20 protein-coding genes are annotated in these 19,617 nt (G+C 54.0%); 12 read left to right on the top strand and 8 right to left on the bottom strand.

Going from position 1 to position 19,617, the window contains the following annotated elements; translation table 11 throughout:
- Positions 1-16: 16 nt before the first annotated feature.
- The 5 genes from folD to NA624_RS13225 all read left to right on the top strand — a co-directional run bounded on the left by folD (position 17) and on the right by NA624_RS13225 (position 3,021).
- The gene (gene folD, locus NA624_RS13245) at positions 17-883 is read left to right on the top strand and encodes a bifunctional methylenetetrahydrofolate dehydrogenase/methenyltetrahydrofolate cyclohydrolase FolD (RefSeq protein WP_000729165.1); all 867 of its coding nucleotides are present in this window, start codon (positions 17-19) and stop codon (positions 881-883) included.
- A gap of 1 nt (position 884) precedes the next feature.
- Positions 885-1,097 carry a ribosome-associated protein YbcJ gene (gene ybcJ, locus NA624_RS13240; protein WP_000190278.1) on the top strand — a complete coding sequence of 71 codons (213 nt, stop codon included), beginning with the start codon at positions 885-887 and terminating at the stop codon, positions 1,095-1,097.
- Positions 1,098-1,224: 127 nt separating this feature from the next.
- The gene (locus NA624_RS13235) at positions 1,225-1,770 is read left to right on the top strand and encodes a metal-dependent hydrolase (protein WP_001143507.1); all 546 of its coding nucleotides are present in this window, start codon (positions 1,225-1,227) and stop codon (positions 1,768-1,770) included.
- Positions 1,763-2,200 carry an STM0539 family protein gene (locus NA624_RS13230; protein WP_001038572.1) on the top strand — a complete coding sequence of 146 codons (438 nt, stop codon included), beginning with the start codon at positions 1,763-1,765 and terminating at the stop codon, positions 2,198-2,200. The genes NA624_RS13235 and NA624_RS13230 overlap by 8 nt, the downstream gene beginning before the upstream one ends.
- Positions 2,197-3,021, top strand: coding sequence for a DUF2145 domain-containing protein (locus NA624_RS13225; protein ID WP_000819131.1), 825 nt, complete (start codon positions 2,197-2,199; stop codon positions 3,019-3,021). The genes NA624_RS13230 and NA624_RS13225 overlap by 4 nt, the downstream gene beginning before the upstream one ends.
- Positions 3,022-3,064: 43 nt before the next feature.
- Here the strand turns inward: NA624_RS13225 and cysS are convergent, their stop codons facing one another.
- Complete coding sequence (gene cysS, locus NA624_RS13220; RefSeq protein ID WP_000912335.1) at positions 3,065-4,450, bottom strand: cysteine--tRNA ligase; 1,386 nt, start codon at positions 4,448-4,450, stop codon at positions 3,065-3,067.
- 172 nt (positions 4,451-4,622) lie between these two features.
- Between cysS and ppiB the strand changes: the two genes are divergently transcribed.
- The 4 genes from ppiB to purK all read left to right on the top strand — a co-directional run bounded on the left by ppiB (position 4,623) and on the right by purK (position 7,533).
- Positions 4,623-5,117 (top strand): peptidylprolyl isomerase B, encoded by a 495-nt coding sequence (gene ppiB / locus NA624_RS13215; RefSeq protein WP_000255991.1) that lies wholly within the window; start codon positions 4,623-4,625, stop codon positions 5,115-5,117.
- Between the two features lie 2 nt (positions 5,118-5,119).
- Positions 5,120-5,842, top strand: a complete 723-nt coding sequence (gene lpxH / locus NA624_RS13210; RefSeq protein ID WP_000212281.1) for a UDP-2,3-diacylglucosamine diphosphatase — start codon at positions 5,120-5,122, stop codon at positions 5,840-5,842.
- 117 nt (positions 5,843-5,959) lie between these two features.
- Entirely contained in the window at positions 5,960-6,469 is a 510-nt protein-coding gene (gene purE / locus NA624_RS13205; protein WP_000098736.1) for a 5-(carboxyamino)imidazole ribonucleotide mutase, read from the top strand.
- A complete protein-coding gene (gene purK / locus NA624_RS13200) occupies positions 6,466-7,533 on the top strand; it encodes a 5-(carboxyamino)imidazole ribonucleotide synthase (protein ID WP_000815589.1) in 1,068 nt (355 codons plus the stop codon). The genes purE and purK overlap by 4 nt, the downstream gene beginning before the upstream one ends.
- A gap of 40 nt (positions 7,534-7,573) precedes the next feature.
- On the opposite strand, the gene NA624_RS13195 is transcribed toward purK, so the two are convergent.
- From NA624_RS13195 to NA624_RS13180, 4 genes are read right to left on the bottom strand one after another with little or no spacing between them, the layout of a single operon-like run.
- The gene (locus NA624_RS13195) at positions 7,574-8,467 is read right to left on the bottom strand and encodes a carbamate kinase (RefSeq protein ID WP_000855342.1); all 894 of its coding nucleotides are present in this window, start codon (positions 8,465-8,467) and stop codon (positions 7,574-7,576) included.
- A 3-nt stretch (positions 8,468-8,470) separates the two neighbouring features.
- Entirely contained in the window at positions 8,471-9,280 is an 810-nt protein-coding gene (locus NA624_RS13190) for a DUF2877 domain-containing protein (RefSeq protein WP_000821191.1), read from the bottom strand.
- Between the two features lie 11 nt (positions 9,281-9,291).
- Entirely contained in the window at positions 9,292-10,551 is a 1,260-nt protein-coding gene (locus tag NA624_RS13185) for a DUF1116 domain-containing protein (RefSeq protein WP_000495330.1), read from the bottom strand.
- Between the two features lie 9 nt (positions 10,552-10,560).
- Positions 10,561-12,225, bottom strand: a complete 1,665-nt coding sequence (locus NA624_RS13180) for an acyl-CoA synthetase FdrA (RefSeq protein ID WP_000580907.1) — start codon at positions 12,223-12,225, stop codon at positions 10,561-10,563.
- Positions 12,226-12,540: 315 nt separating this feature from the next.
- On the opposite strand from NA624_RS13180, the gene allD reads away from it, so the two are divergent.
- From allD to allE, 3 genes are read left to right on the top strand one after another with little or no spacing between them, the layout of a single operon-like run.
- A complete protein-coding gene (gene allD, locus NA624_RS13175; RefSeq protein ID WP_000703936.1) occupies positions 12,541-13,590 on the top strand; it encodes an ureidoglycolate dehydrogenase AllD in 1,050 nt (349 codons plus the stop codon).
- Positions 13,591-13,611: 21 nt separating this feature from the next.
- Positions 13,612-14,847 (top strand): allantoate deiminase, encoded by a 1,236-nt coding sequence (gene allC, locus NA624_RS13170; protein WP_000589771.1) that lies wholly within the window; start codon positions 13,612-13,614, stop codon positions 14,845-14,847.
- 10 nt (positions 14,848-14,857) lie between these two features.
- Positions 14,858-15,643 carry a (S)-ureidoglycine aminohydrolase gene (gene allE, locus NA624_RS13165; protein WP_000540985.1) on the top strand — a complete coding sequence of 262 codons (786 nt, stop codon included), beginning with the start codon at positions 14,858-14,860 and terminating at the stop codon, positions 15,641-15,643.
- 79 nt (positions 15,644-15,722) lie between these two features.
- On the opposite strand, the gene glxK is transcribed toward allE, so the two are convergent.
- The 3 genes from glxK to allB are packed head-to-tail and all read right to left on the bottom strand — an operon-like array spanning position 15,723 to position 19,612.
- Positions 15,723-16,871: a glycerate 3-kinase gene (glxK, locus tag NA624_RS13160; RefSeq protein ID WP_000706331.1), complete on the bottom strand. Its 1,149-nt coding sequence runs from the start codon at positions 16,869-16,871 to the stop codon at positions 15,723-15,725.
- Positions 16,872-16,893: 22 nt separating this feature from the next.
- Entirely contained in the window at positions 16,894-18,192 is a 1,299-nt protein-coding gene (locus NA624_RS13155) for a uracil/xanthine transporter (RefSeq protein WP_000484499.1), read from the bottom strand.
- Positions 18,193-18,250: 58 nt separating this feature from the next.
- A complete protein-coding gene (gene allB / locus NA624_RS13150; protein WP_000006865.1) occupies positions 18,251-19,612 on the bottom strand; it encodes an allantoinase AllB in 1,362 nt (453 codons plus the stop codon).
- Positions 19,613-19,617: the final 5 nt, after the last annotated feature.

Genomic DNA, 19,617 nt, shown 5'->3' with positions numbered 1-19,617 from the left:
TGGAATCTTCTCTCTGATGGCAGCAAAGATTATTGACGGTAAAACGATTGCGCAGCAGGTGCGATCTGAGGTTGCTCAAAAAGTTCAGGCACGCGTCGCAGCAGGACTTCGCGCTCCCGGCCTGGCTGTGGTGTTGGTCGGCAGCAATCCGGCCTCACAGATTTATGTCGCAAGCAAACGTAAAGCGTGCGACGAAGTGGGGTTCGTCTCCCGCTCCTATGACCTGCCAGAAACCACCAGCGAAGCCGAACTGCTGGCGCTTATCGATACTCTGAATGCAGATAACACAATCGACGGTATTCTGGTGCAGTTGCCTTTACCGGCAGGTATCGACAACGTTAAAGTGCTGGAGCGTATCGCGCCAGATAAAGACGTAGACGGTTTTCATCCTTATAACGTCGGTCGTCTGTGCCAGCGTGCGCCACGCCTGCGTCCCTGTACGCCCCGCGGTATTGTGACCCTGCTTGAGCGTTACAATATTGATACCTACGGCCTGAATGCGGTGGTCATTGGCGCGTCCAATATCGTTGGACGCCCGATGAGCATGGAGCTGCTGCTGGCTGGCTGTACGACTACCGTTACACACCGCTTTACCAAAGATCTGCGTCACCATGTCGAGCATGCTGATTTGCTCATTGTCGCCGTAGGTAAACCGGGCTTTATTCCCGGCGAATGGATTAAAGAAGGCGCAATTGTGATTGATGTCGGTATTAACCGTCTGGAAAATGGCAAGGTCGTTGGCGACGTCGTGTTTGACGAAGCCGCGGCGCGCGCGTCATACATTACGCCAGTACCGGGCGGCGTCGGCCCGATGACGGTCGCCACGCTTATCGAAAACACGCTGCAGGCGTGCATTGAATATCACGATCCACAAGGAAAATAACATGGCGACATTCTCTTTAGGCAAGCACCCGCACGTCGAGCTGTGCGATCTGCTCAAGCTGGAAGGCTGGAGCGAAAGCGGCGCGCAGGCGAAAATCGCCATTGCCGACGGGTTGGTGAAGGTTGATGGCGCGGTTGAAACGCGTAAACGCTGCAAAATTGTCGCCGGGCAAACCGTTAGCTTCGAAGGCCAAAGTGTGAACGTCGTGGCCTGATACAGAGTGCCGGATAGCGACGCAAAGCGTCTTATCCGGCCTGATTACGCTGTCTTTTCAGATAATCATCCACTTAATCCTCTGCGTTCCAACTGCTAGCATGGCTATTTCCCTGTGAACCATCGCTATGCCTACCGTTATCACCCACGCCGCCGTTCCCCTGTGTTTTGGCGCAGGCTTAGGCCTGAAAGTTATCCCTCCTCGCCTGCTGTTTGCCGGTGTTGTGCTGGCGATGCTCCCCGATGCCGACGTGCTGGCCTTTAAATTTGGCGTCGCCTACGGCAACGTTTTCGGCCATCGCGGATTTACCCACTCTTTACTTTTCGCATTCGTCCTCCCCCTGTTGTGCGTACTCGCGGGACGACGATGGTTTCGAGCTGGGCAGGTGCGCTGCTGGCTGTTTTTAACCGTTTCATTGTTGTCGCACAGCCTGCTGGATTCGATAACCACGGGTGGTAAAGGCGTCGGCTGGCTGTGGCCGTGGTCAGATGAACGTTTTTTTGCGCCCTGGCAGGTGATTAAAGTCGCGCCGTTCGCGCTTTCAAGCTACATCACGCCGTATGGACATCAGGTCATTCTCTCAGAATTGCTGTGGGTGTGGTTGCCGGGAAGTATTTTAGTGTTATTTCTATGGGTACTTAAAACGCATATTAAAAGGAATCAATATGAATAAAATGACATTCGCCGCCGCGGTCATCTGTTTCTCATTTTCCCACGCCAGCTATAGCGAAGAAATGTCTGCCACTGGCTGGTATGCGGCATCGTCTGCGGTTGTCAGCGTGGGCAGTTCCGCACTGGTTAGCGGAATTATACTCTCCCCCGTACTGCTGCCGCTCAACCTGATCATTGGATCTATTGTCGAAAATAAAAAGCAAAAAACCGCGCTGATAACCACTAAGTCTCCCGATAACAAAGACATTAAAATGCAAGTTCCGCTAAATGTCGTCAAAGAAGGCAACCTCAAAGCAGGTGATAAAGTCACTCTGGAAAAAACGCAGGAAGGCACCGGCGCTTATTTGAAAAAAGAGGGCAAAGTCCTTGCCCATATGGTAAATCAGGACGACGCAGGACTTTCCAGCAACCAGACGGTACCGGCCAAATGAAGCGATTCGCGTTTGCCCTGTGGCTCAGCGCAATCTCGCTCAACACTTATGCAGACAGTGCTAACTGTCACCAAAAAGCAAACACGCCGGAGAGCATCGCAGCGACAATGGATCAGGCGCTACAGCTCAAACAACAGCTTAACAGTCAACCCGATCCGGTCGTCATTCTGGTTCGCCAGGGGCAAGATATGTCGAGCCGACATTTAACCTGGTCACATGCTGGCTATGCCATGCGCCAGCCAAACGGAGACTGGCGGGTTTACCATAATCTGAATACTTGCGGAACCGCTGAATCAGCGCTCTATATACAAGGTCTGTATGAGTTTCTGGCTGATGACCTGGTGAATCAGAGCATTGCCGTTTTGCGCCCGCGTTCAGATATCGCGACGGCATTACAAACGCTCTTACATAGCGCTATCAAACTCAATCTCTTCCACAGTCCCCGCTATAACCTGATTGCGTGGCCTTTTTCCGGCCCTTATCAGAATTCGAATGGCTGGCTTCTCGAAGTGTTTGCGCGAGCAAACGATGCGCAGGTTTGGTCACGTAATGATGCCCGCCGCTGGTTGCAGCTTCAGGGTTATCAACCCTCTATCGTTAGTGCTGGCACTTTTGAACGATTAGGCGCAAAACTGTTCACCCCTAACGTTTTCACCGACGATCAGCCAGCAGAATTGCTGCGAAAAGGAAATGTGGGGCTAAACAGCGGCGACAGCGTCATCCGCTTTATTGCCCATTACAGCCGGGCAATACCCGGGTGTGAACATCAGAATCTGGGGGAGTCGGTGTGTGTTTATCTTTCGCCCGGCGCGAAAAAATAAAAAACAGGCCGTTCTATGCAAATAGAGCGGCCTGTAAAAGCGCTTACTTACGTCGCCAGGTGGTGCCCTGCGGGCCATCTTCCAGAATAATACCCATTTCAGTGAGACGATCGCGCGCCGCGTCCGCCGCCGCCCAGTCTTTCGCTTTACGGGCATCCAGACGCTGTTGAATCAAGGCTTCAATTTCCGCAACTTCACCGTCATCCGCCTGCGCGCCGCTTTGCAGGAAAACATCCGGCTCCTGTTCCAGCAGTCCCAGCACGCCGGAAATCTTCCGCAGATGAGACGCCATCGCATTCGCGGCGGTCATATCTTCGCCCTTCAGACGGTTGACTTCACGCGCCATATCAAACAGGACGGAGTAGGCTTCCGGCGTATTGAAATCGTCATTCATCGCCTCCACGAAACGCGCTTCAAACGCCTCGCCGCCCGCCGGGGCCGCTGATTTATCCGTTCCACGCAATGCAGTGTATAACCGCTCCAGCGAGGCGCGCGCCTGCTTGAGGTTCTCTTCGCTGTAGTTCAGTTGGCTACGGTAATGCCCGGACATCAGGAAGTAGCGCACGGTTTCCGCATCATAGTATTTCAGCACGTCGCGCACGGTAAAGAAGTTGCCCAGCGATTTGGACATCTTCTCGCGATCCACCATCACCATACCGGAGTGCATCCAGTAGTTGACGTATTCGCCGTCGTGGGCGCAGGTAGACTGGGCAATCTCGTTTTCATGGTGCGGGAACATCAGATCGGAACCGCCGCCGTGAATATCAAAATGGTTGCCCAACTGCTTGCAGTTCATCGCCGAACATTCAATGTGCCAGCCCGGACGCCCTTCGCCCCACGGCGACGGCCAGCTCGGCTCGCCCTCTTTCGACATTTTCCACAGCACGAAGTCCATCGGGTTACGCTTCACGTCAACGACATCCACGCGCGCGCCCGCCTGAAGCTGCTCAAGATCCTGACGGGAAAGCTGCCCATAAGTCGGATCGGTCGGTACATCGAACATCACATCGCCGTTATCCGCCACATAGGCGTGCCCTTTCTCGATTAAGGTGCGGGTGAGCTCGATAATTTCCTGAATATGGTGCGTCGCACGCGGCTCGCTGTCCGGACGCAGAATATTCAGCGCGTCGAAGTCCTGATGCATTTCCGCAATCATTCTGTCGACCAGCGCGACAAAATTTTCGCCGTTTTCATTGGCGCGTTTAATAATTTTATCGTCGATATCGGTAATGTTACGCACATACTTCAGCTTATAACCGAGAAAACGCAAATAGCGCGCGACAACGTCAAAAGCGACAAACGTGCGTCCGTGGCCAATGTGGCAGAGATCGTAAACGGTGATACCACACACGTACATGCCGACTTCCCCGGCATGAATGGGTTTGAATTCCTCTTTTTGGCGCGTCAGTGTATTAAAAATTTTTAACATCGAAGATTCCGTATAGACGTGTGTGGGTAATAATCTCCGTATGATACATATTATTCGTAATCGAAGCAGCACACTTTGCAAGGTGATCGCAGCTTACGGTTATGCTATAACAAGCCCCTATATGTGCCCCATTGCGGGCTAAAGCACCACTCTCTTGGAACAGGATGCAAAAATGGTTACTTTCCACACTAATCACGGCGATATCGTAATCAAAACCTTTGATGATAAAGCGCCTGAAACAGTTAAAAACTTCCTGGACTACTGCCGCGAAGGTTTTTACAACAACACCATTTTCCACCGTGTGATTAACGGTTTTATGATTCAGGGCGGCGGCTTTGAGCCGGGCATGAAACAGAAAGCCACCAAAGAGGCGATCAAAAACGAAGCCAACAATGGTCTGAAAAATACCCGTGGTACGCTGGCAATGGCGCGTACTCAGGCGCCACACTCGGCTACCGCGCAATTCTTCATCAACGTGGCAGACAACGACTTCCTGAACTTCTCCGGCGAAAGTCTGCAAGGCTGGGGCTACTGCGTCTTTGCGGAAGTCGTAGAAGGTATGGACGTGGTAGATAAAATCAAAGGCGTCGCCACTGGCCGTAGCGGTATGCACCAGGACGTACCAAAAGAAGACGTCATCATTGAAAACGTGACCGTCAGCGAGTAATCGTGGCGACACTGTTTATTGCAGACTTGCATCTACAAACGGAAGAACCGGCGATCGTCGCCGGTTTTCTACGTTTTTTAGCCGTAGAAGCCCGTCAGGCCGACGCGCTGTATATTCTTGGCGATCTCTTCGAAGCCTGGATTGGCGACGACGACCCCAACCCGCTACATCGTGAAATGGCCGTTGCCATTAAATCGCTGGTTGATTCCGGCGTCCCCTGCTTCTTTATTCATGGTAATCGCGACTTCCTGATTGGCAAGCGATTTGCCCGCGAAAGCGGCATGATTCTACTGCCGCAGGAAAAGGTGCTCGACCTGTATGGCCGCAATGTATTGATTATGCACGGCGATACGCTTTGTACCGATGATGCCGGTTATCAGGCGTTTCGCGCCAAAGTCCATAATCCGTGGATTCAACGACTGTTCCTTACCCTGCCGCTGTTTATCCGCCGCCGTATCGCCGCCAGAATGCGCGCCGGCAGTAAAGCCGCCAACAGCAGCAAATCGCTGGATATTATGGACGTCAATGCGCAGACCGTCGTCGCCGAAATGGAAAAACACCGCGTACAGTGGCTGATTCACGGTCACACCCACCGCCCGGCAGTGCATGAACTTTCCGCCAACGACCAGCCCGCGTTCCGCGTGGTGTTAGGCGCATGGCATCATGAAGGTTCAATGGTAAAAGTCACGCCGGACAACGTGGAGTTAATCGCCTTCCCCCTGTAAATGTTCGTCGAATCGTCCGTTACGGCGCACACGCAACCGTTTTCCTTGCCTGATTATCATGCTATTCTCTGACACCTCAAAAGCAGCGTGTCCCGCACCACAGGAGTTTTAAGACGCATGTCTTCCCGCAATAATCCGGCGCGTGTCGCCATCGTGATGGGGTCCAAAAGCGACTGGGCTACCATGCAATTCGCCGCCGAAATTTTTGAAATTCTGGATGTCCCGCACCATGTAGAAGTGGTTTCCGCCCATCGCACCCCCGATAAGCTGTTCAGCTTCGCCGAAACGGCGGAAGAGAACGGATATCAAGTGATTATTGCCGGCGCGGGCGGCGCGGCACACCTACCGGGAATGATTGCGGCAAAAACGCTGGTCCCGGTACTCGGCGTGCCGGTACAAAGCGCTGCGCTAAGCGGCGTGGATAGCCTCTACTCCATTGTGCAGATGCCGCGCGGCATTCCGGTGGGTACGCTGGCGATCGGTAAAGCCGGTGCCGCTAACGCCGCCCTGCTCGCCGCGCAGATTCTGGCGCAACACGACGCGGAACTGCATCAGCGCATCGCCGACTGGCGCAAAGCGCAAACCGATGAAGTTCTGGAAAATCCCGATCCGCGGGGGACGCTATGAAGCAAGTTTGCGTTCTCGGCAACGGGCAACTGGGCCGAATGCTGCGCCAGGCGGGCGAACCGCTGGGTATCGCCGTCTGGCCGGTTGGTCTGGATGCAGAGCCTACCGCCGTGCCGGTACAGCAGAGCGTCATTACCGCAGAGATTGAGCGCTGGCCGGAAACCGCGCTTACCCGCGAGCTGGCGCGCCACCCGGCCTTCGTCAATCGTGATATATTTCCGATCATCGCCGACCGTCTGACACAAAAACAACTTTTCGATAAACTGGGACTCGCGACCGCGCCGTGGCAGCTGCTGACCAGCGCCGACGAGTGGTCCGGCATCTTTGACCGTCTGGGCGAACTGGCGATTATTAAGCGTCGCGTTGGCGGCTACGACGGTCGCGGGCAGTGGCGTCTACGCGCGGACGAAACCGGGCAACTGCCGGATGACTGCTATGGCGAATGTATTGTTGAGCGCGGCATCCATTTTTCCGGCGAAGTGTCGTTAGTCGGTGCGCGCGCTCATGACGGCAGTACCGTGTTTTACCCGCTGACGCACAATTTGCATCAGGACGGCATCTTGCGGACCAGCGTCGCGTTCCCACAGGCGAACGCCGAACAGCAGGAGCAGGCGGAATCGATGCTGTCAGCAATTATGCAGGCGCTGAACTACGTCGGCGTAATGGCGATGGAATGTTTTATCACGCCGGAAGGCCTGTTAATCAATGAACTGGCGCCGCGCGTGCATAACAGCGGACACTGGACGCAAAATGGCGCCAGCATCAGTCAGTTTGAATTGCATTTGCGCGCGATTACCGGCCTGCCGTTGCCCGCGCCAGTGATTAACGCCCCGTCGGTGATGATCAATCTGATCGGCAGCGAGCTGAATTACGACTGGCTGAAGCTGCCGCTGGTACATCTGCACTGGTATGATAAAGCGGTACGTCCGGGGCGAAAAGTCGGCCATCTGAATCTGACCGACAGCGATACGTCACGTCTTAGCGCCACCCTGGAAGCGCTCTCTCCGCTCCTGCCGGGCGAATACGCCAGCGGCATTATCTGGGCGCAAAGTAAGCTTAAATAAACAGCGTGGGCGGCGCATTCTCTGTCGCCGCCCGTCGCGATCACAGACAGATGCAGGTTCCCGCCCTGCCCGCCAGGGTATCGTCAATACGCGATAATGCGCCAATCCATGCCGGCTTTCCGCACCGCTTCACATACCCGCTTACCGCGGTCACCTTCGGCCCCATCGCGCCATCAGCTTTGGCAAACGGCGCCAGCTCATCGGGCGAAGCCTGACGAATAGCGCGCTGCTGCGGGGTCCCCCAATGTTCATACACCGCATCCGCATCCGTCAAAATGATCAGACCATCGGCCGCTATCTGCTCCGCCAGCAATGCCGCCGCCAGGTCTTTATCTATCACCGCCTCGACCCCTTCGCCCTCGCCGGCAACAGGTACCCCGCCACCGCCGCTGCAAATCACCACATGGCCCTCTTTTAGCAATAACTCAATAGCGGCGCTTTCGATAATCTGACGCGGCGCCGGGGAAGCAACGACACGGCGCAGATATTTTCCATCACGTTTCATATGCCAGCCATAAGTCGCTTCCAGCGACATTTGCTCTTCTGGCGAATAAACGGGACCGATAAACTTTTCCGGTTCAAGAAAAGCAGGATCGTCCGCCGATACCTTTATCCGCGTTAATACCGCAGTCACCGGCGGCATATCGGGTTCAAGCGCCAGACGCTGCGCCAGCATATAGCCGATCATGCCCTGACTCTCCGCTACCAGCACATCCAGCGGATAAGGCTCAACGGCTTTCCAGGCAAGGTTCTGTAAAGCCAACAGGCCGACCTGGGGGCCGTTGCCATGTACTATCGCCAGCCGATACGAGCGGGCAAGTCGCGCCAGCGCAGGCACCGCGTCGGCAATATTGCGATATTGATTCTCTGCCGTTAGCGCTTCTCCGCGCTGCAATAATGCGTTGCCGCCAAGAGCAACTACCAACGTTTTCATTCCCTATCCTTTTACTATTTGTTGTCCAAGCCAGAACCCCAGCAGCGTATCCGCGCCAGAGGTGTGCCCCAGCGCCAGCAGTCCGTCAATCGCCGTTTCTGTGCGAGCATCTCGTCGCAGCGCATGAATAAAGTGGAGTAAAGGCGACGCGAAATAACCCATAGCCGCATAGCGTAAATAGCTAACGCTCACGAGCGTCGTCGCCCGATCAAGGCTGCCGGATTGGGCAAAAAAATTACGCCCGGCGCGTTCATCTATGGCGCCAAAATACCAGGCCGCCAGCAACATTCCCGTCAGCGTGTCGTCATGACTGGGCGTTAAGCCCGGCCCTTTACCCAGCCATAGCCGCCAGTCAGTCGCAGCACCTGCAAGCGCCGACTGAAAGCAGTGACAAAACTGGCGAAGTTCCGGACATAGAGGCTGGGCTGCGGCGACGGTTAACGGCCCAAACAGTCCCGTCTCCTCACTACGCTGCATGTACGTCGCGTTAAGACGCGGCGACGCAAGATAGCGCGGAACCCGCAGCGAACAGCGCCTCTCCGGCTCACATAAAAGAAACTCGCCAATCTGAATACCGGCAGCGGTTGACTGCGGTTTTTCGCCATCGGTGAGCACATCGCGCAAGGCGTCAAAATCGCCGCCGCGCAGTATCCACCCTCCCGGACTGAAGCCGCTCCCCCGACGGTGAAGTGTTAATAACTCACCGCTTTTCGCCACAAAATTAATAGAGCGACGCCATACCCCTGACATCTGCCAGGGTTGCCGATAATCCGCCGATTGTCGGCTTGCCATAAGAGGATGGATACGTTTCATGAGACGCTCTCTTAACTTACGCCCATGCTTTCCGCCAGCGCTTCCAGCGCCTGCTCGAAACAGGCCAGCGGCGCACGGACGGTTCCCGCGCCAATCTGGCCAATCCCCGCCTCTTTATGCGCGATACCCGTGTTAATCAGCGGCGTAATTCCGGTCTCGACCACGCGGCGGATATCCAGTCCCAGACAGGCCCCCTGAAAATCCCAGCCGGGGATTTGTAGCTGCATGTTGCGTTCGAGATAAATTTCAGCCATCTCTTCAGAAACAGATTTCGCCGCTTCCATTCCCCCGGCACCAACAAAACGCGTTACGCCAGGCGCGGCAATCATCGCTGCGCCGCCAATACCAAACGTTTCAGTAATGGCGCTGTCGCCCATGTCCGGGTTGGCCTGATCCTGCGAAAAACCGGTAAAAAATAGCCCCTGTGGCGTATTAACAGGCGCGGTGAACCAACGGTCGCCCAGACCGCTAACCCGAATGCCAAACATATCGCCATTGCGGGTCATCGCCGTCACAATACTGCCGGCGCGAATCTGCGCGCCCGCGTCCATGGCGGCTTTACAGTAGGCCATCGCCAGATTAAGGAAGAATTGATCGGTGACGCTCAGAAAATCCATCACTTCCGCTATCTGCTGCTTATCGTGTTCCAGACGGGCGATATGCGGCGCCAACGTGCGCATCAGCAATGCGGAAGAGGCGATATTGCGCTGGTGGAATTCATCTCCCATCGTAATGCCCTGCGCCATCATTGCGGTCAGGTCGAGGCCCCGCTCCAGACGTCCCAGCGCCGCGCTTAATACCGGCATCAGCACATCACGCATCCAGCGCAAACGTTGTTGAACATCTTCGCCATAGGCGCCGAAACGCATCACTTTGCCGATCCCTTCGTTGAGATTGCAGTACGCACGATTGCCGTCGGTGATATTTTCCACGACCAGCATCGGCATACTGGCTGACGTAATACCGCCCATCGGCCCCACGGCGTTAACGTGATGGCAGGGAATAAAGTTGACCTTTCCCTGCTCTAACAGCGCGAGCGCGCTCATTTCATCTTTGGCCCATCCTTCAAACAGGCATGCGCCGATACAGGCGCCTTTCATCGGGCCGGTCATCTCTTGCCAGCGCATCGGCGGGCCGGCATGAAGAAGCGTTTTCCCCTGATTGAGCACGCTAATTAATGAAGAAGCTGGCTTCACATCCAGCCAGTGCGGACGTGCGCGACGAATTTGTTCGATGACTGCAGCGTTGGCTTGCGCCACTGATGTAAACATGGGAACCCCTTATTGCAAACGTTCTAACAGACGAGCCAGTTTTTTATTACCGCCAGCGACAGGCGCCCACTGGTAGTGCACCACGGGCATACCGGCAGCCTGTAAATCCAGCGCGAAGCTACGTAACCCGGCATTAATCACCGCCACCGCTTCCAGTAACCGGGGGGCTGATGGATGAGTGGAAGAGAGAGTGGGTCGAATCAGTTCCGCGGCCAACAGAGTGGCTTCGGGAAGAGAATCCACTACCGTGATGCCGGCATCTTCGAGCGCGGCGATTTGTTGCGAGCGGCACTGAGGATCGCGTTCCGTTCCGGTGACGGTTGCGATGGCGAACAGCGGCTGATCGCTGGCGCGTGCGGCACATGCCTTCTGCCAGGCCTGAATCAGCGATGCGGCGGGATCGGCGGTCGCGCCAAAACCAATAACGACGTCCACTAATAACACGCGTACCTGCGGCTGCGTGCCAAGCCCGGCGATAAGCTGATTACGTAACGCCGGGTCGATCATCGGATGTGGTCGCCCAACGGTATAAAAGTCATCGCCCAGATCGATAATCTGGTGGCCGTCAGCGTCAAGCATCATGCCATGGTGATGTTCCGTATCCGCCGCGACGCCCAGATAGCCGGCCAGCAGTCCCGCCGCTTCCGCCGCCAGCGTTCCGCCGGTATAGAGACCACGAATCACGCCGCCTGTTGAAACCATTTCTTTACGCTGCGACGTCACGCGAGACAATAAACATGCCAGTCGGGCGGCTTCATCCAGCGTCGAGGCAAACCAGACGTTTTCCTCACGCGCAACGGGGGAGGAAAACCCTAAGAATAGCGCTACAACGGGTTTGCCGGTGGCTTTCATCGCCGCGATAATATGCTGACGAACCGCATCGGCAGGCGGTTTGGAGACAAAGGCCAGCACCTGGCTCTTTTCATCCGCGCTGAGTATGTCCAGTGCCGTTAGCGCGCTGATCCCGCCGACCTCGGCGCTCAAATCGCGTCCGCCAAGCCCGATGGCATGGGTAATCCCTTCCCCCGCCAGCGCAATCTGTGAACAGAGCTCCTGAATACCGGTGCCGGAAGCGCCAATCACCCCGATGTTGCCCTCTGGCATGACGTTAGCGAAAGCCAGCGGCGTATTGGCGATCATAGCGGTGCCGCAATCCGGCCCCATGACCAGCAGACCTTTATCACGCGCCCGGCGTTTTAGTCTGATTTCGTCGTCCAGCGTGACATTATCGGAGAAGATCATCACGTTCAACGAACGATCCAGCGCCTGCTCCGCCAGTTCCGCCGCATATTCGCCGGCCACCGATACCAGCGCCAGATTCGCCTCTGGCAGTTTCTGACAGGCGCTTTCCCAGCGTCTGACCTGGATTAACGACTGGCTGCCGCTGCTTCCCTGCGCCAACTGCTGCAATGCTTCTTCGAGCTGTTGCACAATCACTTGCGTAATGCCGTCATCTACCGCTTCGGTACGAATCGCCACGCAAATGTCATTGGGCGTAGCGCCATGAAAATCGTCATGCCAGAAACCGGTAGTTTCCAGCAGCGACTTATTCGCAGGCGTACCCATCATTACCGATACATCATCAACATTTTCGGACTCACTCAGCTTTCGAGAAATAATCATTAAGCTGACAGAGTCCTGAAAACACCCTTTTTTAATAAAGGCGTGGATCATAACAACTCCTTAATAATTGCACCCATTGCAATTGCACGAGCAGTGTTAATGTGCGCTTCACGGTATATATCCGGGAGGGTAAATAGAGTGATTAACGTCACATCAAATTTATTAACAAAAGAATTCAAACAACGGCTAAAGGATTAGTTATGATTTTCTAAAAAAGCTTTTTATTTAAGCAAAAAGATAAAACCCGCCTGATTATCAAATAAATTCTAATTATATTTTTTTGCCTGTCTGGATCACATAATCATTTTATTTTCCCGGTATGTTAATCGCAGTCATGCTTCACACCGTCGTTAAAAAGGAAGACAGATGAAAATCAGTCGGGAAACACTTCATCAGCTTATCGAAAATAAGCTTTATAAAGCCGGACTAAAACGTGAGCACGCCGCCATCGTCGCCGACGTACTGGTTTATGCAGATGCCAGAGGTATTCACTCACATGGCGCCGTACGCGTTGAATATTATGCCGAACGAATTTCAAAAGGCGGCACCAACCGGGAGCCGACGTTCCGCATTGAGAATACCGGTCCCTGTACGGCGATACTGCATGCCGATAATGCTGCCGGACAGGTCGCAGCCAAAATGGGAATGGAGCATGCTATTGAAATAGCCAAAAAAAATGGCGTCGCGGTTGTCGGCATTAGCAGAATGGGCCATAGCGGCGCCATCTCTTATTTCGTCCGCCAGGCTGCTCGCGAAGGCCTGATTGGTCTGTCTATCTGTCAGTCCGATCCTATGGTCGTGCCGTTTGGCGGGGCGGATATTTACTATGGCACTAATCCGCTGGCCTTTGCCGCGCCGGGCGAAGGCGATGACATCATTACCTTTGATATGGCCACCACCGTGCAGGCCTGGGGAAAAGTCCTCGATGCACGATCCCGCAATGAGTCCATTCCGGAGAGTTGGGCCGTCGATAAAAACGGCGCGCCGACACATGATCCTTTTGCCGTCAATGCGTTATTACCCGCCGCAGGCCCGAAAGGTTACGGCCTGATGATGATGATCGATATTCTGTCTGGTATTCTGCTGGGGCTGCCGTTTGGCCGCCAGGTCAGTTCGATGTATGAAGATTTACACGCCGGACGCAATTTAGGACAACTTCATCTGGTCATTAATCCGGCGTTCTTCTCTTCCTGTGAATTATTCCGCAAACATATTAGTCAGACCATGCAGGAACTCAATTCCGTGAAGCCCGCCCCCGGTTTTAAACAGGTTTATTATCCTGGACAGGATCAGGATATTAAACAGAAAAATGCCGATATGAATGGTATCGATATTGTTGATGATATTTATCAATATCTGATTTCCGATGCCCTCTATCTCAAGTCATACGAAACAAAAAATCCCTTTGCCCAATAATTATTGAAACAGGAATTTTCTATGATAAAGCATTTTCGCCACGCGATAGAAGAAACATTGCCCTGGCTCTCTTCCATTGGAGCCGATCCTACGGGTGGAATGACGCGTTTACTTTATTCGCCTGAGTGGCTGGAAACACAGCAGCAGTTTAAAAAGCGAATGGCAGAAAGCGGTCTGGAGACACGCTTTGATGACGTCGGAAATTTATATGGCCGCCTTTGCGGCACACAATTTCCGGAGCAGGTGATTTTAAGCGGTTCGCATATTGATACGGTCGTCAACGGCGGCAATCTGGACGGGCAATTCGGCGCGCTTGCCGCCTGGCTGGCGCTCGACTGGCTAAAAGCGACCTACGGCGCGCCGCTGCGCACCGTCGAGGTAGTATCAATGGCTGAGGAAGAAGGCAGCCGTTTCCCTTACGTTTTTTGGGGCAGCAAGAACATTTTTGGCCTGGCGAATCCTGAAGAGGTACGCCATATCCAGGACGCCAAAGGCACAGGCTTTGTCGACGCTATGCAGGCGTGCGGATTTACCCTTCCCGCCACGCCGCTCGCCGCGCGAACCGATATCCGCGCCTTTGTTGAATTGCATATTGAGCAAGGCTGCGTTCTGGAGAGCAACGGACAGTCGATTGGCGTCGTCAACGCCATCGTCGGGCAACGTCGCTACACGGTGACGCTCAACGGCGAGTCCAACCATGCAGGCACAACGCCAATGGGCTATCGTCGCGATACGGTGCATGCCTTCAGTCGTATTTGCAGTCAGTCCATTGAAAAAGCCAAACAGCATGGCGATCCCCTGGTATTAACGTTCGGCAAAGTTGAGCCGCAGCCGAATACGGTCAATGTTGTCCCTGGAAAAACCACATTTACAATCGATTGCCGGCATACGGACGCCGCGGTACTTCGCGAATTTACCGAACAGTTGGAAAACGATATGCGCGCCATCTGCGATGAAATGGATATCAGCATCGATATCGATTTGTGGATGGACGAAGCGCCGGTGCCGATGAACGCCGAACTGGTCGCGGCCCTCACCGGGCTGTGTGAAACCGAACAACTGAACTATCGCATAATGCATAGCGGCGCAGGTCATGACGCGCAAATTTTCGCGCCGCGCGTCCCTACCTGTATGATTTTCGTCCCCAGCATTAATGGTATCAGCCATAACCCGGCGGAACGTACCAACATTAATGACCTTGCTGAAGGGGTCAAAACTCTGGCATTAATGCTGCATCAACTTGCCTGGCAAAAATAAGGAGCCATCAATGGGATATCTGAATAACGTCACGGGTTACCGCGATGATTTACTGGCGAACCGCGCCATTGTGAAACACGGTAACTATGCGCTCTTAACGCCGGACGGTCTGGTGAAAAATATTATTCCCGGCTTTGAAAACTGTGACGTCACCATCCTTTCGACGCCGAAGCTGGGTGCTTCTTTCGTCGATTATCTGGTCACCTTACATCAGAATGGCGGCAACCAGCAGGGCTTTGGCGGCGAGGGGATTGAAACTTTTCTCTATGTCATTACGGGAAATATTGAAGCTAAAGCAGAAGGAAAAACATTCTCTTTAACTCAGGGCGGATACCTCTATTGTCCACCGGGCGAGATGATGACCTTTAGCAACGCTCAAACGGAAGACAGCCAGCTATTTTTATATAAACGCCGCTATACTCCTGTCGAGGGGCATGCACCGTGGTTGGTTTCCGGCAATGCCAGCCAGCTGGAGCGTATTCATTATGAAGGCATGGAAGATGTTATTCTGCTGGATTTCCTGCCTAAAGAGCTGGGCTTCGATATGAATATGCATATTCTGTCGTTCGAACCTGGCGCCAGCCACGGCTATATTGAAACCCACGTCCAGGAACATGGCGCTTATATCCTTTCCGGCCAGGGGGTTTATAACCTCGACAACAACTGGGTGCCGGTGAAAAAAGGCGACTACATCTTCATGGGCGCTTATTCCCTGCAGGCCGGATACGGTGTAGGTCGTGGCGAAGCATTCAGCTACATCTACTCCAAAGACTGTAACCGCGACGTTATGATTTAACGGCGGGCAGCCCTCCTGATTATTTTTAATTTAGCTATGTTGGATTTTGCCACGGTGAGAACCGTGGCTTTTTTTATGCTTAACGAGTCCCGATGTCCTGGCCAAGTTTGATGACGCGGGCAATATTACAGGCGCTGTGGTAGAGATTTTGTTCACCGTTCGCCAGAACTTCCGGCAAAGGCGCCAGCCGCGGCAAAATACTGAATACCGCATCAATACCGTGGCGATGGACCACTTCCACGCCGTCGCCCAGTACGCCGGCAATGCCGATAACCGGGACGTGATGCCGTTTCGCCACTGACGCGACGCCTATCGGCGCTTTTCCTCCCGCCGTTTGCGAGTCGATTCGCCCTTCTCCGGTAATCACCAGCGAGGCCTCTTTTACCGCCTCCTCCAGCTTCACCGCCTGCATAACAATCTCAATACCGGGCTTCATTTCCGCTTCCAGGAAGACGATAGCAGCAATCCCCATTCCTCCGGCCGCTCCACCGCCCGGTATTTGAGACATGTCGCGTCCGGTCAGGGCATGTAAAACACGGGCATAATTACGTAATCCATTTTCCAGCGTCTCAACCATTTCAGGCGTCGCCCCTTTCTGCGGACCGAATACCGCCGCCGCGCCGCGTGGCCCCACCAACGGGTTATCAACATCACAGGCGACCTCAATACGACATTCTGAAATTCGCGGATCGCACCCCTGCAGGTCAATGCTCGCCAGGCGCGATAAATTGCCCCCTCCGGCGCCAAGCGGCGTTCCCTGCGCGTCCAGAAAACGCACACCGAGCGCCTGCGCTACTCCCATTCCGCCATCCACCGTGGCGCTGCCGCCGATACCCAAAATAATATGGCGAATCCCCGCGTCCAGGGCGTGACGAATCAATTCGCCGGTGCCGAAACTGGATGCCAGCAGCGGATTACGCGCCTCGGGCGCCACCAGCATCAATCCGCTCGCCGCCGCCATTTCAATAATCGCCGTTTTGCCATCGCCGGTCAGGCCATAAAATCCGTTTACTTTTTCCCCCATCGGCCCGCTAACGTCCACAGAAACCCGTTTCCCGCCGGTCGCTGCCACCATCGCGTCCACGGTTCCTTCTCCACCATCGGCGATCGGTAAACAGACATAGCGCGCATCAGGAAATACGGTTGAAAATCCCGCTTTAATAGCCTGACAGCATTTATCAGCGCTTAAGCTCTCTTTAAATGAATCTGGCGCAATTACAATCTTCATCATGTCTCCTTGTTTTCTCATGTTATTTAATGCGTTCCCACGGAATAAGATTTTCCATAAGCACTGCCAGTAAGATTCCCACCAGTAATCCGTTGCTAAGCAAAGGACGAATCATCAGTGGAAGATCCTGTAAATAGACCGGAGGAAGCCCCATCAAAAAAATGCCGACAAAAAGCGGTAATGCCAGGCGATAAATATTCCGCGCGGTAAACGTAATTTGCTGGCTAAAAACCAAACCGGAATAAAGTAAAGGTAAATAAGAGACCAGCATAACGGCGCTGCTGATCGCCAGTGGAATAGCGCAAAATAAGCGGGTTAACGGCGTTATAATGGCAACCAGCAGACACAGCGCGCTACCGCAGATAAAGGATTTGCGAGAACTGTCGCCGGTTTGCGTTAATAAACCAATGGAAGATACAAAAGGCGAAAAAGGCACGACCGCGAAAGGCACCGTCACTAACGTCATCAGTCCGGAAATCATAAAACTTCGGCGATAACGAGAACTGCCCGACCCTTGATGCGGATAAAAGATATCGGTACCGCGGATGGCGCCGTAAGTGTTGCTGATGTTGACTAACCCCGTCATCACCGCCGTCACAATAATACCCGGCATCAGCGTGCCGTGGCTGCCCAGCGGAAACCATCGCCAGCTTAATTCACCCGGCGGTAAGTGTGATGAAGGAAAGCATAACCGCCATAGCCCCCACCCGACCACGGTCCCTACCAGTAACGCGTAACGGGAGATACGCTGTTGCAGGAAAATAATCATCGCGAGGATAAAACACATCACCGCGACCGCCAACCCAAAGGGGGCCAATTTGATTCTGGCGCTGGTATCGGCAATGCCAAAAGGCAGCCCCAGCATGCCTTTAAAAAATATTGAGGTCAGCTGCGCGCCCAAAAGCAGCATGAAAAAAACCATCACCGCCGGCGTAAACAGGCGAGCCAGACGGTGTCCTAAGCCGCTAATGCCGATAAATATCGTCACCATCGCGGAGATCGCGATCCCGACCGACAGGCTGGAGGCGATATCGTTCAGCGGCGTGCCGCGAGACGCCTCGCCAAGCGTAATCGTAAGAATAGCGCCCCACCACAGCCCTGTCGGCCCTTCCATAATGGCGCGGCGATGGCCGCAAAATGCCTGAGCCAGGCAGGCCAACGCGGTGGTCAAAAAAGCGTATTGTGTGAGCATTAACAAGTTATCAGCGGGAAGATGAAAAGCGGACAGCAAGGTAGGGGGAACCACAACCGTGTTACAGAAAATAAAGAAAAACCACTGAAAGCCGGACAACACACTTTCGCGGTTAATAACAGGGAACATATCCACACCTTAAAATAGAGAATGCCCGTCGTGACGACGGGCATTAAATCACACCGGATTACTGCTGATGTTTAAGGATAAACTGACCTTTTGGCGGCACAGGGAAGCCATGCTCGATGTCATAAATAACATCGCCGCGCAAAATCGTTTTGGTAATACGCGCGCCAATAGTACGGCCAACATACGGACTGACTTTATGGCGATACTCCAGATCTTCATTTTTCAGAACATAGCTGCTGTCAGGCTGAATAAAGACCAGGTCAGCATCTTTGCCGGGGGCAATACGTCCTTTATGTTTCAGACCAAAAATATCGGCGGCGTTGGTCGCCATTAATTTGCCAAACATCGGCAACGACATACCGCGTTTTTGCACCGCTTCATCAAACATGACGTCCATGCAGTTTTGCAGTCCGGCAATTCCGCCCCATGCTTGCATGATATTGCCTGCTTTCATTTCCGGAGGGCATGGAGAGTGGTCGGATACCAGGCAGTCGATTTCGCCGTTAAACAGTTTTTCCCACATCCCTTTCTGGTTTTCCTGGTCGCGAATTGGCGGAGAACATTTTGCCAGGGTGCCAATCTCTTCGAACTGATCGGTATCGAGGACAAAATAGTGCGGGCACGATTCACAGGTGACATCCTGGCCTTCCTGACGCGCGCGCGTTACTTCCTCTACCCCCTCCGGGCTGCTGATATGGCAAACGTGCAGACGACAACCTGCCGCTTTCGCCAGATACAGCACGCGACGAATGGCTTCCACTTCAGTAAATACCGGACGTGAGGCGACATAATCATGCGCCGTTACGCGACCTTCGCGTTTAGCTTCCTCGCCCAGCTCATCGCAAATCAGAGCATTTTCGCAATGTACCAGTACCGTCTGGTCCATCTCCCCCAGTTTCTGCGCGCCTTTGTAAAACTGCCAGTCATTAACGTCGCGAAAATCATTATCGATGCCACGATCGCCGCAGGTGGCAACAAAGCACTTGAAGCCGACAACGCCCACTTCGTCCAGCTCATGCAGCCGATCCAGGTTATAAGAAACCAAACCGCCCAACTGCGCGGCGTCGATGGTCAATTTACCTTTTGCCGCGTCAAACTTGAGTTCAATCGTCTCACGATCGACCGTCGCCGGCAGCTGATTGAGCGGCATCTCAATCATCGTGGTAATACCGCCTTTCGCCGCCGCGCGCGTACCGGTTTCATAGCCTTCCCAGTGGGTACGGCCCGGTTCAGAAATGTGGGTATGCGCGTCAACCATGCCCGGCGAAACGATCAATCCCGTCGCATCCAGCACATTTTTCGCCTCCCCCAGGTTTTCGCCAATCGCGGCGATTTTTCCGCCCTGGACGGCGATATCGATAACTCTCGCTTCGTTTTCTAAGATGACAGTACCGTTCTTAATAATTAAATCAAAAGACATAACAA

The organism is Salmonella sp. NW38, from assembly GCF_051807745.1.
GTDB classification, from domain to species: domain Bacteria; phylum Pseudomonadota; class Gammaproteobacteria; order Enterobacterales; family Enterobacteriaceae; genus Salmonella; species Salmonella enterica.
Note: the sequence above shows the minus strand (reverse complement) of the source record. Positions and strands in the feature narration are given on the sequence as shown.